The organism is Paracoccus aminophilus JCM 7686 (assembly GCF_000444995.1).
Taxonomy (GTDB): Bacteria; Pseudomonadota; Alphaproteobacteria; order Rhodobacterales; family Rhodobacteraceae; genus Paracoccus; species Paracoccus aminophilus.
Window position 1 is genome coordinate 334,808 of the sequence record NC_022041.1, and the last position, 15,615, is coordinate 350,422.

The 15,615-nt window shown below is 64.6% G+C and carries 18 protein-coding genes; 9 read left to right on the forward strand and 9 right to left on the reverse strand.

Annotated features, from left to right (window positions below; genetic code table 11):
* Positions 1–32: 32 nt before the first annotated feature.
* Complete coding sequence (locus tag JCM7686_RS01715) at positions 33–590, forward strand: hypothetical protein (protein ID WP_020949141.1); 558 nt, start codon at positions 33–35, stop codon at positions 588–590.
* 184 nt (positions 591–774) lie between these two features.
* Here JCM7686_RS01715 and rlmN read toward each other — a convergent pair whose 3' ends face one another.
* Together rlmN and JCM7686_RS01725 are read right to left on the reverse strand one after the other, a co-directional pair.
* Positions 775–1,953 (reverse strand): 23S rRNA (adenine(2503)-C(2))-methyltransferase RlmN, encoded by a 1,179-nt coding sequence (gene rlmN, locus JCM7686_RS01720; protein WP_020949142.1) that lies wholly within the window; start codon positions 1,951–1,953, stop codon positions 775–777.
* A gap of 133 nt (positions 1,954–2,086) precedes the next feature.
* Entirely contained in the window at positions 2,087–2,617 is a 531-nt protein-coding gene (locus tag JCM7686_RS01725) for an invasion associated locus B family protein (protein WP_020949144.1), read from the reverse strand.
* Between the two features lie 142 nt (positions 2,618–2,759).
* Here JCM7686_RS01725 and JCM7686_RS01730 point away from each other — a divergent pair, with 142 nt between their 5' ends.
* Entirely contained in the window at positions 2,760–3,752 is a 993-nt protein-coding gene (locus JCM7686_RS01730) for an asparaginase (protein ID WP_041527058.1), read from the forward strand.
* Between the two features lie 75 nt (positions 3,753–3,827).
* Here the strand turns inward: JCM7686_RS01730 and JCM7686_RS01735 are convergent, their stop codons facing one another.
* Genes JCM7686_RS01735 through fsa form a run of 4 tightly spaced genes read right to left on the reverse strand, consistent with a single transcriptional unit; the run spans position 3,828 to position 6,985 of the window.
* Positions 3,828–4,592, reverse strand: a complete 765-nt coding sequence (locus tag JCM7686_RS01735) for a TSUP family transporter (protein WP_020949145.1) — start codon at positions 4,590–4,592, stop codon at positions 3,828–3,830.
* A 59-nt stretch (positions 4,593–4,651) separates the two neighbouring features.
* Positions 4,652–5,587, reverse strand: coding sequence for a tyrosine recombinase XerC (locus tag JCM7686_RS01740; protein ID WP_041527059.1), 936 nt, complete (start codon positions 5,585–5,587; stop codon positions 4,652–4,654).
* Between the two features lie 7 nt (positions 5,588–5,594).
* A complete protein-coding gene (locus JCM7686_RS01745) occupies positions 5,595–6,332 on the reverse strand; it encodes a DUF484 family protein (RefSeq protein WP_020949147.1) in 738 nt (245 codons plus the stop codon).
* Positions 6,332–6,985: a fructose-6-phosphate aldolase gene (gene fsa, locus JCM7686_RS01750; protein WP_020949148.1), complete on the reverse strand. Its 654-nt coding sequence runs from the start codon at positions 6,983–6,985 to the stop codon at positions 6,332–6,334. The genes JCM7686_RS01745 and fsa overlap by 1 nt, the downstream gene beginning before the upstream one ends.
* Positions 6,986–7,141: 156 nt before the next feature.
* Here fsa and JCM7686_RS25005 point away from each other — a divergent pair, with 156 nt between their 5' ends.
* From JCM7686_RS25005 to JCM7686_RS01760, 3 genes are all read left to right on the forward strand, one after another.
* Positions 7,142–7,273: a hypothetical protein gene (locus JCM7686_RS25005; RefSeq protein WP_268935163.1), complete on the forward strand. Its 132-nt coding sequence runs from the start codon at positions 7,142–7,144 to the stop codon at positions 7,271–7,273.
* A gap of 147 nt (positions 7,274–7,420) precedes the next feature.
* Positions 7,421–9,628: a primosomal protein N' gene (locus JCM7686_RS01755; RefSeq protein WP_020949149.1), complete on the forward strand. Its 2,208-nt coding sequence runs from the start codon at positions 7,421–7,423 to the stop codon at positions 9,626–9,628.
* 110 nt (positions 9,629–9,738) lie between these two features.
* A complete protein-coding gene (locus JCM7686_RS01760; RefSeq protein ID WP_020949150.1) occupies positions 9,739–10,227 on the forward strand; it encodes an ABZJ_00895 family protein in 489 nt (162 codons plus the stop codon).
* Positions 10,228–10,337: 110 nt separating this feature from the next.
* On the opposite strand, the gene JCM7686_RS01765 is transcribed toward JCM7686_RS01760, so the two are convergent.
* The gene (locus JCM7686_RS01765) at positions 10,338–11,261 is read right to left on the reverse strand and encodes a cation diffusion facilitator family transporter (RefSeq protein ID WP_020949151.1); all 924 of its coding nucleotides are present in this window, start codon (positions 11,259–11,261) and stop codon (positions 10,338–10,340) included.
* A 159-nt stretch (positions 11,262–11,420) separates the two neighbouring features.
* Positions 11,421–12,161: an N-formylglutamate amidohydrolase gene (locus tag JCM7686_RS01770; protein WP_020949152.1), complete on the reverse strand. Its 741-nt coding sequence runs from the start codon at positions 12,159–12,161 to the stop codon at positions 11,421–11,423.
* A gap of 123 nt (positions 12,162–12,284) precedes the next feature.
* Between JCM7686_RS01770 and pyk the strand changes: the two genes are divergently transcribed.
* From pyk to rplT, 4 genes are all read left to right on the forward strand, one after another.
* Positions 12,285–13,730, forward strand: a complete 1,446-nt coding sequence (gene pyk / locus JCM7686_RS01775) for a pyruvate kinase (RefSeq protein WP_020949153.1) — start codon at positions 12,285–12,287, stop codon at positions 13,728–13,730.
* Between the two features lie 36 nt (positions 13,731–13,766).
* Positions 13,767–14,096, forward strand: coding sequence for a hypothetical protein (locus tag JCM7686_RS01780; protein ID WP_020949154.1), 330 nt, complete (start codon positions 13,767–13,769; stop codon positions 14,094–14,096).
* 107 nt (positions 14,097–14,203) lie between these two features.
* Positions 14,204–14,404 (forward strand): 50S ribosomal protein L35, encoded by a 201-nt coding sequence (gene rpmI / locus JCM7686_RS01785; RefSeq protein WP_020949155.1) that lies wholly within the window; start codon positions 14,204–14,206, stop codon positions 14,402–14,404.
* 12 nt (positions 14,405–14,416) lie between these two features.
* Positions 14,417–14,776, forward strand: a complete 360-nt coding sequence (gene rplT / locus JCM7686_RS01790; protein ID WP_020949156.1) for a 50S ribosomal protein L20 — start codon at positions 14,417–14,419, stop codon at positions 14,774–14,776.
* Between the two features lie 88 nt (positions 14,777–14,864).
* Here rplT and JCM7686_RS01795 read toward each other — a convergent pair whose 3' ends face one another.
* The gene (locus JCM7686_RS01795; protein ID WP_041527060.1) at positions 14,865–15,485 is read right to left on the reverse strand and encodes a ParB-like protein; all 621 of its coding nucleotides are present in this window, start codon (positions 15,483–15,485) and stop codon (positions 14,865–14,867) included.
* Between the last annotated feature and the right edge of the window lie 130 nt (positions 15,486–15,615).

The following is a 15,615-nucleotide window of genomic DNA, read 5'->3' on the forward strand; positions in this document are numbered from 1 at the left end:
TGACTTGGCTTACGATCAACCCGGAGCACAACATGAAGCTCAGAACCACCCTGACGGTCGCCCTCACCCTGACAGCATTGACCAGCGCCATGCCCGTTTTCGCAGAAACGGTCGCGCCGAAAGCCGTGACCGCTCAGACTGCCACGGCAGAGGCCGCGACGACGGTCCAGAAAACCGTCAAATCCGCGGCTCAGACCTCCGCCCAAACCACGGCCAAGACCGCCGCGCGTCAGGCGGTCAAGCCGGTGCAGCACCATGCGGCAACGGCGAAACAGGCGCCCCATCCGCGCGCCCATGTCGGAGATGTGCTCAAAACCGCAGATTATACCGCGATCAAGGATCCGTCGGTCTATAAGCTCAAAACCCAGGCGGGTTGGACCTATTACCGCGGCAATGACCAACGCATTTACCGCACCGATGTCAAAAGCGGCAAGGTGCTCGCGGTGCTGACCCCGGTCAAAGCTCCGGCCAAAGGCGAAAGCCACAAGGTCGCCGCGAAAACGACGACCCATGCCAAGGCCGCGCCGCAAAAGGCCAAGCTCCCGGTTGCCCCGACCAAAGCCGCGACCGCCCCGGTGGTTGCCGACTAATCCCGACCCCTTATCCCTGACCCCGGAAACAGCCAGAGGCGGGAGAGTTTTCTCCCGCCTCTGCTTTATCGTTCCAGTCGTGTCGCCGAAGGCCAGACCCGCGAAAATCCGCGCGGCTGTGCTCCCGCTTTCTTCATCACCCAAATACCCCTGCAAGCGTGCGCAGGGGCACAGGTCCCGCCGCTCAGGCCCCGGCTTCGGCGGCGATCTCGGCCTTGGATTTGCGCCCGCGCTCGGTCGCTGATTTCAGCTGACCGCACGCCGCCATGATATCCTCGCCGCGCGGCGTGCGGATCGGGCTCGCATAGCCCGCCTTGTGCACGATATCGGCGAAGGATTCGATGCGCTCCCAGCTCGAACGGCGATAGGGCGAGCCCGGCCATTCGTTGAAGGGGATCAGGTTGATCTTGGCGGGGATGCCCTGAATGAGCTTCACCAGACGGCGCGCATCGGCATCGCTGTCATTCACCCCGTCGAGCATGACATATTCGAAGGTGATGCGCTCGGAGTTCGACAGGCGCGGATACTCGCGCAAGGCGCCCAGAAGGGCCGCGATATTCCATTTCTTGTTGATCGGCACCAGCTTGTCACGGGTCTCGTCGGTGGTCGCATGGAAGCTCACCGCCAGCAGACAGCCGATTTCCTCGGCGGTCTTGGCGATCTCGGGGACGACGCCGCTCGTCGACAAAGTGATGCGACGACGCGACAGGCTGATGCCCTCGCCATCCATCACCACTTTCATGGCGTTGCGGACATTGTCGAAATTGTAAAGCGGCTCGCCCATGCCCATCAGCACGACATTCGACACAAGGCGCGTTTCATCCTTGGGCGCGCCGGGTTCCGGCCATTCGCCGAGATCGTCGCGCGCGACCATGACCTGACCGACGATCTCGCCCGCCGTCAGGTTGCGCACCAGCTTTTGCGTGCCGGTATGGCAGAAGGAACAGGTCAGCGTGCAGCCGACCTGGCTCGAGACACACAGCGTACCGCGGGTTTCCTCGGGGATATAGACGGTCTCGACCTCATGGCCGCCCGCGATTTTCAGCAGATATTTGCGCGTGCCATCGGCCGAGATCTGACGCGTCACGATCTCGGGCAGAGCGACCTCGAAATGCTCGGCCAAGAGCGCGCGGTAATCCTTGGCGAGATTGGTCATCTGAGCAAAGTCGCGCAGACCCCAATGGTAAACCCATTGCCAGATCTGGCCGACGCGCATTTTCGCCTGTTTCTCGGGCGTGCCCGCCTCGATCAGCGCCTCGCGCAACTCGTCCCGGGTCAGGCCGACGATATTCTTCTTCGCAGCTTCGGGAAGCTTGCGGGGGATGGTCAGAACATCCTGCGTGATCGGAGCGGCAACGGTCATGACAATATCCGGAACAAGGGCGGCCAAAGGGCAACGTCAGGGGAAGGCCAGCCAAATATGGGGTCTTTCCCTGCATTTCAATGAAAAAACCCCGGCAAAAGAGCCGGGGCTTCGGATTGTGATCGCGCGGCGCTTATTTCGCGCAGCGTTCCTTGGAGGCATTGGTTGCCGCCGTAATGCCCGAAAGCGAGAAGGTGTCAGCGGTTTGCGTGCCGCGCGCCGAGCGCCCGGTGACAATCGCGGACGAGCCGCCGCGCAACGCGGCAACCAGCTTCTGATCCTCGGCAGGCGAGCCGGCCCAGGCGTTTTCGCCCTCGGTGAAGAGGTTGAACTTGTTGCCGCCGATATTGAGCTCGACCGTCGAATCAGGGGCGAAAGGATAGCCGCCCGAGAACGACACTTCCGCGGCCTGACCCGGACGATAGGTCACATAAAGACGAATATCGCCGCGATTCACCTGGGCGGGTTTGCCGTCCTTGGTGTTCTGGGACGATTTCGGTGCCGAGACAGCCCAGCACTCTTTCGGGCTGGCGGCCGCGAAAACGGTCCAATCGCCCTCGGTGGCGACGACATTGGTCGAATCCTGTGCGAGCACCGGTGCGGTCTGTGCAGCGATCGCGATCAAAGTGGCTGCCGCTGCTCTGCGCAGCGAGGGGATAGTCATGCCTGGCCTCCTGCCAATATCCGTTTACCGGACTTGTTTCGGATTACGGTGGTCTTTTCAACCGTCTGGCCGCAGAATAGCGCCAATCCGCAGGCAGACAAAAGCCCTGCGAGCAGAAAATCGCGCAATTGTCAGAGGAAAAATGACAACAAAAGCTGCCGAACTGATCGAATTGTGGCGTGGCGGGCTCAAGGAGAGCACGCATCACGGCCATATCGTGATTTCTGACGCCCATGGGATCGTCGAAGCCTGGGGCGATCCGACGGCGGTGATCTTCCCGCGCTCTTCGTGCAAGATGCTTCAGGCGCTGCCTCTGATGGAAAGCGGGGCGGCCGATCAGGCCGGGCTTTCCAGCCGCGAATTAGCACTCGCCTGCGCCAGCCACAGCGGCGCCGCGATCCACACCGAGGGCGTTGCGCGCTGGCTGGGTGGGCTTGGCCTTGCCGACGGCGATCTGCGCTGCGGCGTTCATATGCCGCGCGATCCGGTCGAGAACAAACGCCTGACCTGCTCGGGCGAGGCGCCATGCCAGATCCACAACAATTGCTCGGGCAAACATGCGGGGTTCCTGACGCTGAACCAGCATTTGAAGGGTGGCTCGGAATATGTCGAGCTGGACCATCCCGTGCAAAAGGCCGTGCGCGCGGCCTTTGAAGAGATGACCGGCGAAACCGCCAAGGGCTGGGGCATCGACGGTTGCTCGGCGCCGAATTTTGCCTGCACGATCGAGGGGCTTTCCCGTGCCATGGCACGCTTTGCCACGCCGGGCGCAGGCGCGCGGGGCGAGGCGATCCGGCGGCTTTACGACGCGATGGTCGCCCATCCCGAGCTGGTCGCGGGCGAGGGCCGGGCCTGCACCGAGCTGATGCGCGCGACGGCGGGCCGGGTTGCGGTGAAGACCGGGGCCGAAGCGGTCTTTGTCGCGGCGATTCCCGAAATGGGGCTTGGCATCGCCCTGAAGATCATCGACGGCGGCACGCGCGGCTCGGAGGCGGCGATTACAGCGCTTCTGGTCCATCTCGGGCTGCTCGACAAAGCCCATCCGATGGCGATGAAACATCTTTATGCGCCCCATACCAATTGGCGCGGCAAGAAGACCGGCGAGATGCGCACGGCACCGGGCTTTCCGAGCTGACGCGCCGGGGTGGGGGCATCGGGTGGGGGCTGCGCGCCCCCACACCCCGCGGGGTATTTCCGTGATGAAGAAAGATCAGGCGGCGAGGAGTTGCCAGATCAGGCGCAAAGCGAGCGCCGATGAGGTCACGACCAGCAGCGGTTTGATCACGCGCGCGCCGATCTTCATGGCGAGATGCGAGCCAAGCGTTGCGCCTGCGACCTGCGCCGCCGCCATGGCAAAGCCCAGAAGCCAGAGCGGTTTGGTCACCGCGGCGAAGGCGATCAGCCCGCCGAGGTTCGAGGCGAAGTTCAGCAATTTGGTATGGGCGGTCGCCTTGAGCACGCCGTAGCCCGCGAGCGTGACGAAAGCGATCATGTAGAAGGCGCCTGCGCCCGGGCCGAGGAGGCCGTCGTAAAAGCCGACAGCCGGCACGATCAGGGCGGCGAAGGCGAGCGGGGGGATGCGCTCGGTGCGGTCGAGGTCGTCGAGCCCGGGCTTCAGCGCGAAGAAGAGCGCGGTCGCGATCAGCAGCACCGGCAGGATATAGCGCAGCGCATCGGTCGGGATGAAGCTGACCATGAGCGCGCCCGCAAGGCCCGCAACGAAGGCGATCAGCGCGGCACCCAGCTGTTTGCGCGGGTCGACGAGGCCGCGCCGGGCATAGCGGATGGCCGCTGTCGCCGCCCCGAAGGCGCCTTGCACCTTGTTGGTTGCCAGCGCCTGTACCGGCGGGATCCCGGCGAGCAGGAGGGCCGGGACGGTGACGAGGCCGCCGCCTCCGGCAATCGAATCGATGAAGCCTGCGGCAAAGGCTGCGGCGACGAGCAGGATCACGATCTGGGGGTCTAGTCCGAACATGGGCTCTCCCATGCGCTTTGGTCTCGCGCTTGTAAAGGGAGGCGCGCCGAGGGTCGGGCTCAGGCGCGGGGATGGGCGGCGCGGTAGACCGCCAGCAGATGCGCGTCATCGACCCCGGTATAGACCTGCGTGGTCGAGAGGCTGGCGTGGCCGAGCAGCTCTTGGATCGTGCGCAGATCGCCGCCCGCTGCCAGCAGATGGGTTGCGAAGGAGTGGCGCAGCGCATGGGGCGTCGCGGTCTGGGGCAGGCCCAGACGTTCCCGCGCCAGCCGCATGGCGCTTGCGATGATATTGGCGCCGACGCGGCCGCCGCGCACGCCGCGAAACAGCGCCTCATCCGCAAGACGCGGCCAAGGGCAAAGGGCGAGGTAGTCCTCGATCGCGCGGCGGGCGACCGGCAGGACCGGGACCTGACGCTCGCGCCCGCCCTTGCCGCGGATCAGCAGTGCCTCTGGGAAGGGCCAGTCGCGGCCATTGAGGTTCAGTGCCTCGGAGATGCGCAGGCCCGAGCCATAAAGCAGCGTCAGCACTGCAAGATCGCGCGCCGCGACCCAAGGCGTCTCATGGCCTTCCGCCGCCATATCGAGCAGGTTGCGCGCCTGTGCGGGCGCGAGTGGGCGCGGCAGCGAGCGGGTGTAGCGTGGCCCGCGCGAATTCAGGACTTTCGAGGCCTCGAAGCCTTCGCGGTCCGAGAGCCAGCGGATGAAGCTGCGCACCGCCGAGAGCCTGCGCGCGAGCGAGCGGGCGCCAAAGCCGCGCGCGCGTTCGCTGGCGGCAAAGGCGCGCATATCGGTCTGGTCGAGATCGGCGAGATTGCCCGGCAGCGCCGGTTCTCCGCGATGCTGGCCGATGAAGGCGAGAAAGGCCAGAAGGTCGCCCTGATAGGCGGTGATCGTATGGTCCGAGCGGTCGCGGGTCGAGCGCTCGCTGTCGAGCCAGCGCTTGAGCGCCTCGGACATGGCCGGGGCCAGCGCGAGCTCTGGCCCGAAAGTCACAGCGCGCTCATTCGCTGAGCCAGTCGAGCAGGACCAGCCGGAAGACCTGCGAGAAGAAGCGCAAGAGATCGGTGCCATGGCTCGGCGCGAAGCGGCCCGCCTCGGTCGAGCCCATCAGCAAAAGCGCGGGCCAACGGCCGGGGCCGAGATCGATCGGCAAAAGCGCCTCGGTCAGGATCGGGGCATGGGTCGGGCCGTGCAGCGGCTGCGTCTCGGCCACGGCATCGCGCAGCACGATATTGTCGCCGCGCGGTGCCCGGCGCCCGCCGTGGATCAGCGCCGCGATCGTGCCGGGCGCCACAATGTCGAGCGCGCCGTCGATGCCCTTGGGCTGCGAGCCCTCGGCGCCGGTCTCGAAAATCAGCCGCAAGGTCTCGATGCGCAGGATCGGCGCAACCGCGAGATTGAGATTTTCGAGGAAGGATTGGAAATCCACCGGTTCGAGCAGCGCAAGCACGGCCCGGTGGATCATATTCATGCCCGACTGGTTCTCGTAGGCATTCGAGATCACCGTCTCATGGGCGGTTTCCAAGCGGTCGAGGCGCTCTTCCAGCGCCTGCATCGCGCGGCCGCGGATATCGATGACATTGGCGCCGAAATCCGCTTCGCGCGCATCGACCAGCGCGCGCATCACATCGCGATCCCCGAGGATCAGCTCGGGATGCGAGAGCAGATATTGCCGGATCTCCCCGGCCAGCAGGTCCTTGCTTTCGGTCGGGGCGGCGCTGCTCTCGCTCTCGGTCATCAGACGATCTTCTGGCCGGTTTTCGCCCAGTCGGCGTTGAACTGCGCCAGACCCTTGTCGGTCAACACGTGGCTGACCATGGATTTGATGACGGCGGGCGGAGCGGTGATGACATCGGCGCCGATGCGGGCCGCGTCGGTGATGTGGTTCACCGAACGGATCGAGGCGGCGAGGATTTCCGTCTTGAAGTCGTAGTTGTCATAGATCTCGCGGATCTGGGCGATCAGCTCCATCCCGTCGAGGTTGATGTCGTCCAGACGGCCAATGAAGGGGCTGATGAAGGTCGCGCCAGCTTTCGCGGCCAGAATCGCCTGCGCTGCCGAGAAGCACAGCGTGACGTTCAGCTTGTGGCCTTCGTCCGAGAGCACTTTGCAGGCTTTCAGGCCGTCCCAGGTCAGCGGCACCTTGATGGTGATGTTGTCGGCGATCTTGGCGAGGTGGCGCCCTTCGCGGATCATGCCCTCGGCGTCATTGGCGACGACTTCGGCGCTGACCGGACCTGCGACGATGCCACAGATCTCGCGGGTGACTTCCTCGATATTGCGGCCGGATTTCAGGATCAGCGAGGGGTTGGTGGTGACGCCATCCACCATGCCCAGATCGTTGAGTTCGCGGATCGCGTCGACGTCTGCGGTATCGACAAAGAATTTCATGGGGGAGGCCCTTGTGCAAAAAACTCACGCGCGGGTTTAGCGCAGAATGGCGCGCGCGGAAAGGGGAAGGCGCGCGGCTTGCCGCCGGAGGGGCGGACGTGGCAGGATCGCGGCGGTCGGTCTGGACCTTCACAGCATGAATGGGAAAAGCGAGAAATGGAAGCCGTAGCCTCACCCGCTATCTATAGCGTCAGCGATCTTTTCTCGTTCCTGGTGGGCGTTCCTCTGGCTTCGGCCGGCTGGCCGGCCTTGGCCTTGGCGAGCTATCTGGGCATTCCCAGCTATTGAGTGCTTGAAGGGCAGCAGCACCGGCGCCACATCAGGCCGTCGGGGCGAGGCGTTTGCCGAGAGAGCGCGTGCTTTCTATAAGGCCGCATCACGGGCCTATCGAAAAGGAATTCTCCCATGTGCCGCTTGCAGGCCTGACAGACCCATATGCCCGAGGCAATCCAGACATATTTCCCGCATGGCAGCCGCATTGCGGTGCTGACTCAAGAGCCGGTGGGGATGCTCGATTATCTGGCACCTGAAGGGGGCGTTCGGGTCGGGCAGTTGGTCATCGTGCCCTTGGGGCCGCGTCGGGTGATGGGCGCGGTTTGGGGGCCGGGGTTGGGCGGTTTCGATGCGGCCAAGCTGCGTCCCGTCCAAAGGCTGGTCGAGGCCGAGCCCTTGAGCCTCGAGATGATGGAATTTCTGGGCCGTATGGCCGAATACACGCTGACGCCCATGCCGATGATGCTGCGCATGGCGACGCGGGCGCCTGACATCGACCAGCCGCCGGGCGCGCGAAAGATCCTTTATCGCGGCAAAGTCACGCCCGAGCGGATGACCGAAGCGCGGACCTCGGTCCTGCGGGTGATCGAGGATCACGGCGGCGCGGGTTTTGCGCCCTCGGAACTCGCGCAGCTCGCCGGGGTCTCGGCTGGCGTGGTCAAGGGGCTGATCGAGCAGGGCGCTTTGGTCGAAACGCTCGCGCCGCGCGATCTGCCCTATCCCCATCTTGATCCCGAGCTTCCGGGCAAGCCGCTCGCCCCCGATCAGGCGAGCGCCGCCGAGGAGTTGCGCGCCGCCTTGCGTGCCAAGAGCTACGGCACGACCATGCTGCGCGGCGTCACCGGCTCGGGGAAAACCGAGGTCTATCTGGAGGCCGTTGCCGAATGTCTGCGGCAGGGGCGTCAGGCCTTGGTGCTTTTGCCCGAAATCGCGCTCTCGTCCGAATTCCTCGACCGGGTGGATCGCCGCTTTGGCGCGCGCCCCGGAGAGTGGCATTCCGGGATCACCCGGGGCGAGCGCCGACGCCTGTGGCAGATGGCCGGGCGCGGCGATGTCCAGCTTGTCGTCGGCGCGCGCTCGGCGCTGTTTTTGCCCTTCCGCGATCTTGGCCTGATCGTCATCGATGAAGAGCATGACAATTCCTACAAGCAGGAAGACGGGGTGTTTTACAGCGCGCGCGATATGGCGGTGCTGCGCGCCTCGATCGCCAAGGCGCAGGTGGTGCTGGCCTCGGCCACGCCCTCACTGGAAACTTGGGTGAATGCGCAAAGCGGCAAATATGCGCGGATCGACCTGCGCTCGCGCTATGGCGGGGCCGAGCTGCCCGATATGGCCGCGGTCGATCTGCGCGCCGAAGAGCTGCCCTCGGGGCGCTGGATCTCGCCGACCTTGGCCAAAGCGGTGACCGCGCGGCTGGAGAAGGGCGAGCAGTCGCTTCTGTTTCTCAACCGTCGCGGCTATGCGCCGGTCACGGTCTGCCGCGCCTGCGGCCAGCAGATCGGCTGCGATCACTGCGACGCGCGCATGGTCGAGCACCGTTTTCAGAACCGCCTTGTCTGCCACCAATGCGGCGAGACCAAACCGATCCCGCAGGCCTGCCCGTCGTGCGGGGTCGAGGGCAAGTTGGCCGCGGTCGGGCCGGGGGTCGAGCGGCTGGCCGAAGAGGTCCAGGAACGCTTCCCCGAGGCGCGGATGGCGGTTCTCTCGTCGGATCTCTTCAACTCGGCGCGGGCGCTGAAAGAGGCGATTGCCGAGATCTCGAGCGGCGCGACCGATATCATCATCGGCACGCAGATCGTCGCCAAAGGCCATAACTTCCCGCGCCTGACCCTGGTCGGCGTGATCGACGCGGATCTGGGCCTGCAAGGCGCCGATATGCGCGCGGCAGAGCGCAGTTTCCAGCTGATGCGTCAGGTCGCGGGGCGCGCTGGGCGGGAGGGCGGCGATGCGGCGGGGGTGGCGCTTTTGCAGACCCACCAGCCCGGCCATCCGGTGATCCGCGCGATTCTGTCGGGAGAGGATGAGGATTTCTGGGACGCCGAGGCCGCCGCGCGTCGCGGGGCAGGGATGCCGCCGTTCGGGCGGCTCGCGGGGATCATTCTGTCCCATCCCGATGCGGGGGTGGTCGAGGCCTATGCCCGCGACATGGCCCGCCGGATCGAGCCTCTGCGTCAGGTCGGGGCCGAGGTCTTTGGCCCGGCACCTGCGCCGATTGCACGGGTGCGGGGCCGTCACCGCGTGCGGATGCTGATCAAGGCGCCGCGTCAGGCGCCTTTGCAGACGGCGATCTCGGATTGGCTCGCGCGATTGCCGAAGCCGCCGTCGAATTTACGCCTCTCGGTTGATATCGACCCGCAAAGCTTCTTCTGAGCGCAGCAAATCATCGGATTTCGCCGCGAATTTGCCTGATTGGTCTTGGCTTCCTCGCGGCTTTGTGAGCTTTTGACGCAAAGTTCAGTTTCACGTTTTGCGAGGTCCCCATGGCGTTCAAATCTGCGCCCCGTCCGGCGTCTGTTCCGCTGCTTCTGGCCGTCTATCTGGGCGCGCTGATCGGCGGGATCATCCTGCTCTACATTCTGATCTATGTGATCGAGGATGTCCTGAAGACTCCCTTCCCGAACAACAATGCGATGGGCTTCATCCTGATCGCGGTCTCGGCGATGACCACCGGCACTTTCTGGTTCAACCGCGAGCAGGCCGCCCCGTCGAGCGCGCGGAAATGGGGGCTGGCCCTTGTTTTGAGCATCGCGACTTTCGTGCTTCAGGGCGGTTTCCTCTATCTCATCGCCTCGGCTGCGGGCGAGGTCCAGCAGCTTGCCCGCGAATTCGGCGGTCAGGATCAAATGCTCATCATCGCCGTCTTTGGCGTGCTCGCGCTGGTCGAGCTTTTGATGATCCGTGCCAGCATCTGGTCGGGCGTGCGCAGCGCGGTCAAACAGGCGGCGCGCAAGGCCGCCAAGGCCGGCTAAGGCCACGCACGCCCGCACAGGCAACAAGGCACAGGCAACAAACACGAGCAGCAAAAAGGGCCGGGATTTCCCGGCCCTTTCCTGTTGGCGGATCTCGCCCGACGGCCCGTCTATTCGGCCCAGTCGAGGTCGGTCGTGAAGGCGATCGTCAGCCAGCGGTCGGGGCCTTCATCGCCGATCTCATGGCCGATGTCGTCGCGGATGCGGTCCCATTCCTCAAGACGGCGCGGCGGCTCGCCTTGTGGGACGATGAAGTAAAGCTCGATCTGCTTGCCGCGCCCGACGCGGGCGACATAGGCGCGGTAGGTCAGAAAGCCGTAGCGCGAGACGATCCGGGCGGCGACCTCATCGACGTGGTTTTTCATATCGGCGGGCGTCACCAGCAAGATGTCGGACAAAGCCTGCACCACGGTCGAGATCGGCATCGGGATCACGAAGAGACAGACCACCGCCAGCACGGCGGGGTCGACATAGGGCGTCATCCAGTCGTAGCTCGTGCCGCGGATCGCCCAGCCGAAGATAAAGGCGATGAGCAACGCGCCGGTCAGCGCCGCCGAGATCATCCAGGCCTTGGAATCGAGCTCGATGAAGTTCGAGCCGATCTGGCGATTGGCGCGACGGGTGAAGACGATCATCGTCACCGCAACGGCAAGCTGGATCACCGCAAAGATCATGGCGCGGCCGAATTCGACCTCGTGGCCATTGTGCAAAAGGCTGCCGACCGCGCCGATGAAGGCGGTCAGCGCGGTGCCCATCAGAAGAACGCCGCTCAGCGCCAGAACCATCGGTTCGAGATGCCAAAAGCCCATGGTGAAATGTTTGACCAGCTTGGCGCGGGTGTTCTCGCCAAGCGAGGCGGTGATGAGCTTTGACACCAGCAGCGCGACCAGCGTCATGCTGGCATCCATCAGCGAATAAATGCCGTCGAAGATGATCGAGCCCGATCCGATGAAGAGCCCGTAAAGCACGCCAAAGGCCGCCAGCAGGAAGGTCATCACGATCGAAATGCGCAGGACGGCCTGCTCGGTTCTCATGGGTTCAGTCCTTTGGTCATCGCGAACCCGACCCCGGAACCGGGGTGGGTGCAATCCTGAAATCTATGCCATCATTGGCTCGTCCGGATGACAGAGGCGCGAGGGCGCGCAGAGCCCCGGAAGGGGCGGAATCCGTCGCTCCGGCGGAAGGGGTTTCCGCTAAAGACCCTGTATCTCTAGCAGATCTTGCAGCACCTCCGCCAGCCTCTCGGCCCATTCCGCCTGTCCGGCGGCGTCGCGGATCAGATCGTTGCGGATCTCGATCAGCACATTCGGGCGGCCATGGGCCAGCGCGTGCTGGTCGATGGAATCGCCTTCGAGATGGCCGGAATAGGGCTCATTGTCGCCCGTGACCCAGCCCCTGTCGCGGCAGATCTGGATCAGCGGCTGGCCCAGACGCTCGTCACGATGCGAGTAAAGGACGCCGACCTGCCAGGGGCGCGGCGGGCGGCCCTTGAGCTGCGGCGTGAAGCTGTGGATCGCGCAGATCGCCCGGTCGGGGCGCGCGCCTGCCAGCGCCGCATAGGCGTCGTGATAGGGGCGGTAAAGCCGCGCGATCCGCTCGGCCCGGCCTGCGGTGTCGAGCGCGCGATTGGCCGGAATGACCGTGCCGTCATAGATGCGCATGAGCAGCGTCGGATCGTCCTCGCCCCGGTTCGGGTCGATCACGAGCCGCGAGAAATCCGACAAAAGCGCGGGCGCGTCGAGCCGCTCGGCCAGGGCGCGGGTCAGCTCCGCCGCGCCCACGTCATAGGCGATATGGCGGGCCATATCCTCGGGGGCGATGCCCAGATCGCCGCCGCCCACCCAGTCGGGCACGCGGTTGGTGGCATGGTCGCAGGTCACGAGCCAGCGCGAGGGGCGCCCCTCGCCATAGGTCTGATAAGGCAGTTCTGTCATTTTCCGGTCGCGCTTTCCGGTGCAAGTTAGCTGCGAGCAATATGGATCTGCCAGTTGCCGCAGCGCAAGCAATCGGCCATAGATAACACGCACGATAGCGCAAACATGAGAAGGAAGAACGGGATGAGACGTCATCGCAAGGTCAAGATTGTAGCAACCCTTGGGCCTGCATCGAGCGACCATGCGACGATCAAGGCGCTCTTTGAAGCGGGCGCCGATGTGTTCCGCCTGAACATGAGCCACGGCACCCATGCCGAGCAGAAGGCGCGCTATGACATCATCCGCCAGATCGAGGTCGAGACCGGCCGCCCGATCGCGGTTCTCGCCGACCTTCAGGGCCCGAAGCTGCGCGTCGGCGTCTTTGCCGATGGCGCGCATGAGCTGAAAGAGGGCGATTCGTTCCGCGTCGATCTCGATGACGCGCAGGGCAGCGCCGCCCGCGTCCAGCTGCCCCATCCCGAGATTTTCGCAGCCCTCGAACCGGGCGCGACGCTTCTGGTCAATGACGGCAAGATCCGCCTGCGCGTCGAGACCTGCGGCCCCGATTTCGCCGATTGCACCGTGACGGTGGGCGGCACGATTTCGAACCGCAAGGGCGTGAACGTGCCCGATGTGATCCTGCCTTTGGCCGCTTTGTCCGAGAAAGACCGCGGCGATCTGGAATTCGCCTGCGAGCTGGGCGTCGAATGGCTGGCGCTTTCCTTCGTGCAGCGCGCCGAGGATGTGATCGAGGCCCGCAATCTGGCCAAGGGTCGCGCCGCGATCCTCTCGAAGATCGAGAAACCTGCGGCGGTTCGCTCTTTTGCCGAAATCCTCAAGGTCTCGGACGGGATCATGGTGGCGCGCGGCGATCTCGGCGTCGAGCTGCCGGTCCATTCGGTGCCGCCGATCCAGAAACGACTGGTGCGCGCCTGCCGCTCGGCGGCAAAGCCGGTGATCGTCGCGACCCAGATGCTCGAATCGATGATCGACAGCCCGATGCCGACGCGCGCCGAGGTCTCGGATGTCGCCACCGCGATCTATGAGGGCGCGGATGCGGTCATGCTCTCGGCCGAAAGCGCCGCCGGCAGCTGGCCGGTCGAGGCGGTTCAGACCATGGACAGCGTCGCCCGCTCGGTCGAAAGCGACCCGACCTATCGCGAGGTCATCGAAAGCTCGCGCAGCGTCAGCCGCGAAACCGTGGCCGATGCGATCGTCGGCGCCGCTCGCGAAGTCGCCGAAACGACCGATGTCGTCGCGATCTGCGCCTTCACCCAATCGGGCACCACCGTCAGCCTGACCGCGCGCGAACGTCCTCGCGTGCCGATCATCGCCATGTGCTCGGAGGAGACCACCCTGCGTCGCCTCTGCCTGACCTGGGGCGCGCATTGCGTGCGCACGCCCGAGCTCGAGCGCTTCAAGCAAGCCGTGGTCAATGCCGCGAAAGCCGCGCGCGAATTCGGCTTTGCCAATGAGACGCAGAACATCATCGTGGTCGCCGGTGTGCCCTTCAAGACCTCGGGCACCACGAACATCCTGCGCGTGGCGCCCTGCGACGAACGCTTGATCTATCGCACCGATCCGGAATAAGGGCGGCGCAGAACAGATAGCTGCAAGGGACAGTCCATGATCGACCTGATGCTGATTGCCGGTTCGGCTTTGTGCGTGCTTTCGATCGTCGCGGCCATCGTGGCGGTGTCGCAGACGCGCGCCCCACGCGGGGCGGCGATCCTGCTGATGCTTGGGATTATCGTCCTGCTGATCGGCGCCAAGATGGATGCCAAGGCGATGAACCCGGCCAATATGGTCGGCGCGTGGAAGCGTCTCTTTGCAGGCGAAATCTCGCTGCGCATGCCGGAGGCCCCGGCCGAAGGTGGGGCGTCCGATCCGGCGAGCACCGGGGCAGATGCCGCGCCCGCAACCCCCTCGACTGAGGCGCCCGCTGCATCGCAGTAAAGGCTTGCCTTTTGCGCAGTCCTCTCCTAAAGGCTGCGTTCCACCCGTGCGTCCGGCCAATTGGCATTGCCGAGTCGCGCGTTCACTCTGACCGCAAGGAGAGTAAAATGCCGAAGATGAAGACCAAAGCGGCCGCCAAAAAGCGGTTCTCTTTCACGGCCTCGGGCAAAGTCAAAGCTGGCCCGGCCGGCAAGCGCCACGGCATGATCAAACGCTCGACGAAATTCATCCGCGATGTGACCGGGACCATGATCCTGTCCGACGCGGACGCGAAGATCGTCAAGAAATACATGCCTTACAACCGCTAAGGAGAACCAGACATGGCACGAGTTAAATCGGGTAAAGTCACCCACGCCCGCCACAAGAAGGTTCTTGACGCGGCAAAAGGCTATTACGGCAACCGTTCGCGCAACTTCCGCACCGCGACCCAAGCCGTCGACAAGGCGAACCAGTACGCGACCCGCGACCGTAAGGCCCGCAAGCGCAACTTCCGCGCCCTGTGGATCCAGCGCATCAACGCGGCTGTCCGTGCGATCGACCCGGCGCTGACCTATTCGCGCTTCATCGCAGCTCTGGCGAAAGCTGGGATCGAAGTGGACCGCAAAGTCCTCGCCGATCTGGCCGTGCACGAGCCCGATGCGTTCAACGCGATCGTCGAAAAAGCCAAAGCCGCCGCCTGATTTCAGGTTTCGGTTCAGACTTCGGAAAGCCCGCGCTTCGGCGCGGGTTTTTTCGTTTTCGGGCCCGATTGGGGCGGTTGACCGCGCCTCAGCTCTCGGACACCCCGGCCCAACCCGGCAGGAATTGCGATGTCGTGCTTTTCGCCAGAGCCAGCGCCTTTTGCAGCGCCTTGGCGTCATCCTTGGCGACCGTTTCTGGGTCGATCCGACGGCGCATGTAATCGGCCCAGAGAAATTCGGTGAAGGGCGTCTCGACCTTGGCATAACCGCCAGCCCGGCGCAGCGCGCCCGAGAGCGAGCGATAGGGATCATCGGCCATGCCCGAGACGGTTTTCGGCAGATCGCGGTGGGGGTGACGCAGCCCCTCGGCGTCATAGGGATGCAGCCAGTTGCGGTTGTCGAGATGGGTGAAGAACTCGTCCTTCTCCATGCCGGAAAGATCGGCGACGACATTGACCAGAACCGCCGTGACCCCTTCGAGATGCAGCGCCAGCGCCAGATGGTGGTTGTCGATCAGGTGATAGCGTTTCTTCGGGCCGAGCACGCAGGGCAGCAGGTGATGGCCAAGGAAATTGACCTCTTTCGACTGCGAGTCCTCGCGCCAGTCATGGCGTTTGCGCTGGACCTCCTTCATGCCGACGGTCATTTGTGTCGGCCGCAGGGCAATCGGATCGACGGTATGCAAATAGGCGGTGGACAAAGCCTTCATGGGTGATCTCCGCACGGGACGGGTTTCCCGGATCGCTCGGCAGAGGCCGAGGTCGGGGCCGTCGTCGAGGATAACGAGGGCGGGGCGGCAAAGTTTCCCGCGATCGGCGGAGAGCGGCAGGTCGCGCGCG

Bases quoted from the DNA above. Each gene is read 5' to 3' on its own strand.
- JCM7686_RS01730 (WP_041527058.1), top strand. From the start codon at position 2,760: ATGACAACAAAAGCTGCCGAACTGATCGAATTGTGGCGTGGCGGGCTC.
- pyk (WP_020949153.1), top strand. From the start codon at position 12,285: ATGAGACGTCATCGCAAGGTCAAGATTGTAGCAACCCTTGGGCCTGCA.
- JCM7686_RS25005 (WP_268935163.1), top strand. From the start codon at position 7,142: ATGGAAGCCGTAGCCTCACCCGCTATCTATAGCGTCAGCGATCTTTTC.
- JCM7686_RS01745 (WP_020949147.1), bottom strand. From the start codon at position 6,332: ATGACCGAGAGCGAGAGCAGCGCCGCCCCGACCGAAAGCAAGGACCTG.
- rplT (WP_020949156.1), top strand. From the start codon at position 14,417: ATGGCACGAGTTAAATCGGGTAAAGTCACCCACGCCCGCCACAAGAAG.
- JCM7686_RS01715 (WP_020949141.1), top strand. From the start codon at position 33: ATGAAGCTCAGAACCACCCTGACGGTCGCCCTCACCCTGACAGCATTG.
- JCM7686_RS01765 (WP_020949151.1), bottom strand. From the start codon at position 11,261: ATGAGAACCGAGCAGGCCGTCCTGCGCATTTCGATCGTGATGACCTTC.
- JCM7686_RS01770 (WP_020949152.1), bottom strand. From the start codon at position 12,161: ATGACAGAACTGCCTTATCAGACCTATGGCGAGGGGCGCCCCTCGCGC.
- JCM7686_RS01760 (WP_020949150.1), top strand. From the start codon at position 9,739: ATGGCGTTCAAATCTGCGCCCCGTCCGGCGTCTGTTCCGCTGCTTCTG.
- JCM7686_RS01755 (WP_020949149.1), top strand. From the start codon at position 7,421: ATGCCCGAGGCAATCCAGACATATTTCCCGCATGGCAGCCGCATTGCG.
- JCM7686_RS01735 (WP_020949145.1), bottom strand. From the start codon at position 4,592: ATGTTCGGACTAGACCCCCAGATCGTGATCCTGCTCGTCGCCGCAGCC.
- rlmN (WP_020949142.1), bottom strand. From the start codon at position 1,953: ATGACCGTTGCCGCTCCGATCACGCAGGATGTTCTGACCATCCCCCGC.
- JCM7686_RS01780 (WP_020949154.1), top strand. From the start codon at position 13,767: ATGATCGACCTGATGCTGATTGCCGGTTCGGCTTTGTGCGTGCTTTCG.
- JCM7686_RS01725 (WP_020949144.1), bottom strand. From the start codon at position 2,617: ATGACTATCCCCTCGCTGCGCAGAGCAGCGGCAGCCACTTTGATCGCG.
- rpmI (WP_020949155.1), top strand. From the start codon at position 14,204: ATGCCGAAGATGAAGACCAAAGCGGCCGCCAAAAAGCGGTTCTCTTTC.
- JCM7686_RS01795 (WP_041527060.1), bottom strand. From the start codon at position 15,485: ATGAAGGCTTTGTCCACCGCCTATTTGCATACCGTCGATCCGATTGCC.
- fsa (WP_020949148.1), bottom strand. From the start codon at position 6,985: ATGAAATTCTTTGTCGATACCGCAGACGTCGACGCGATCCGCGAACTC.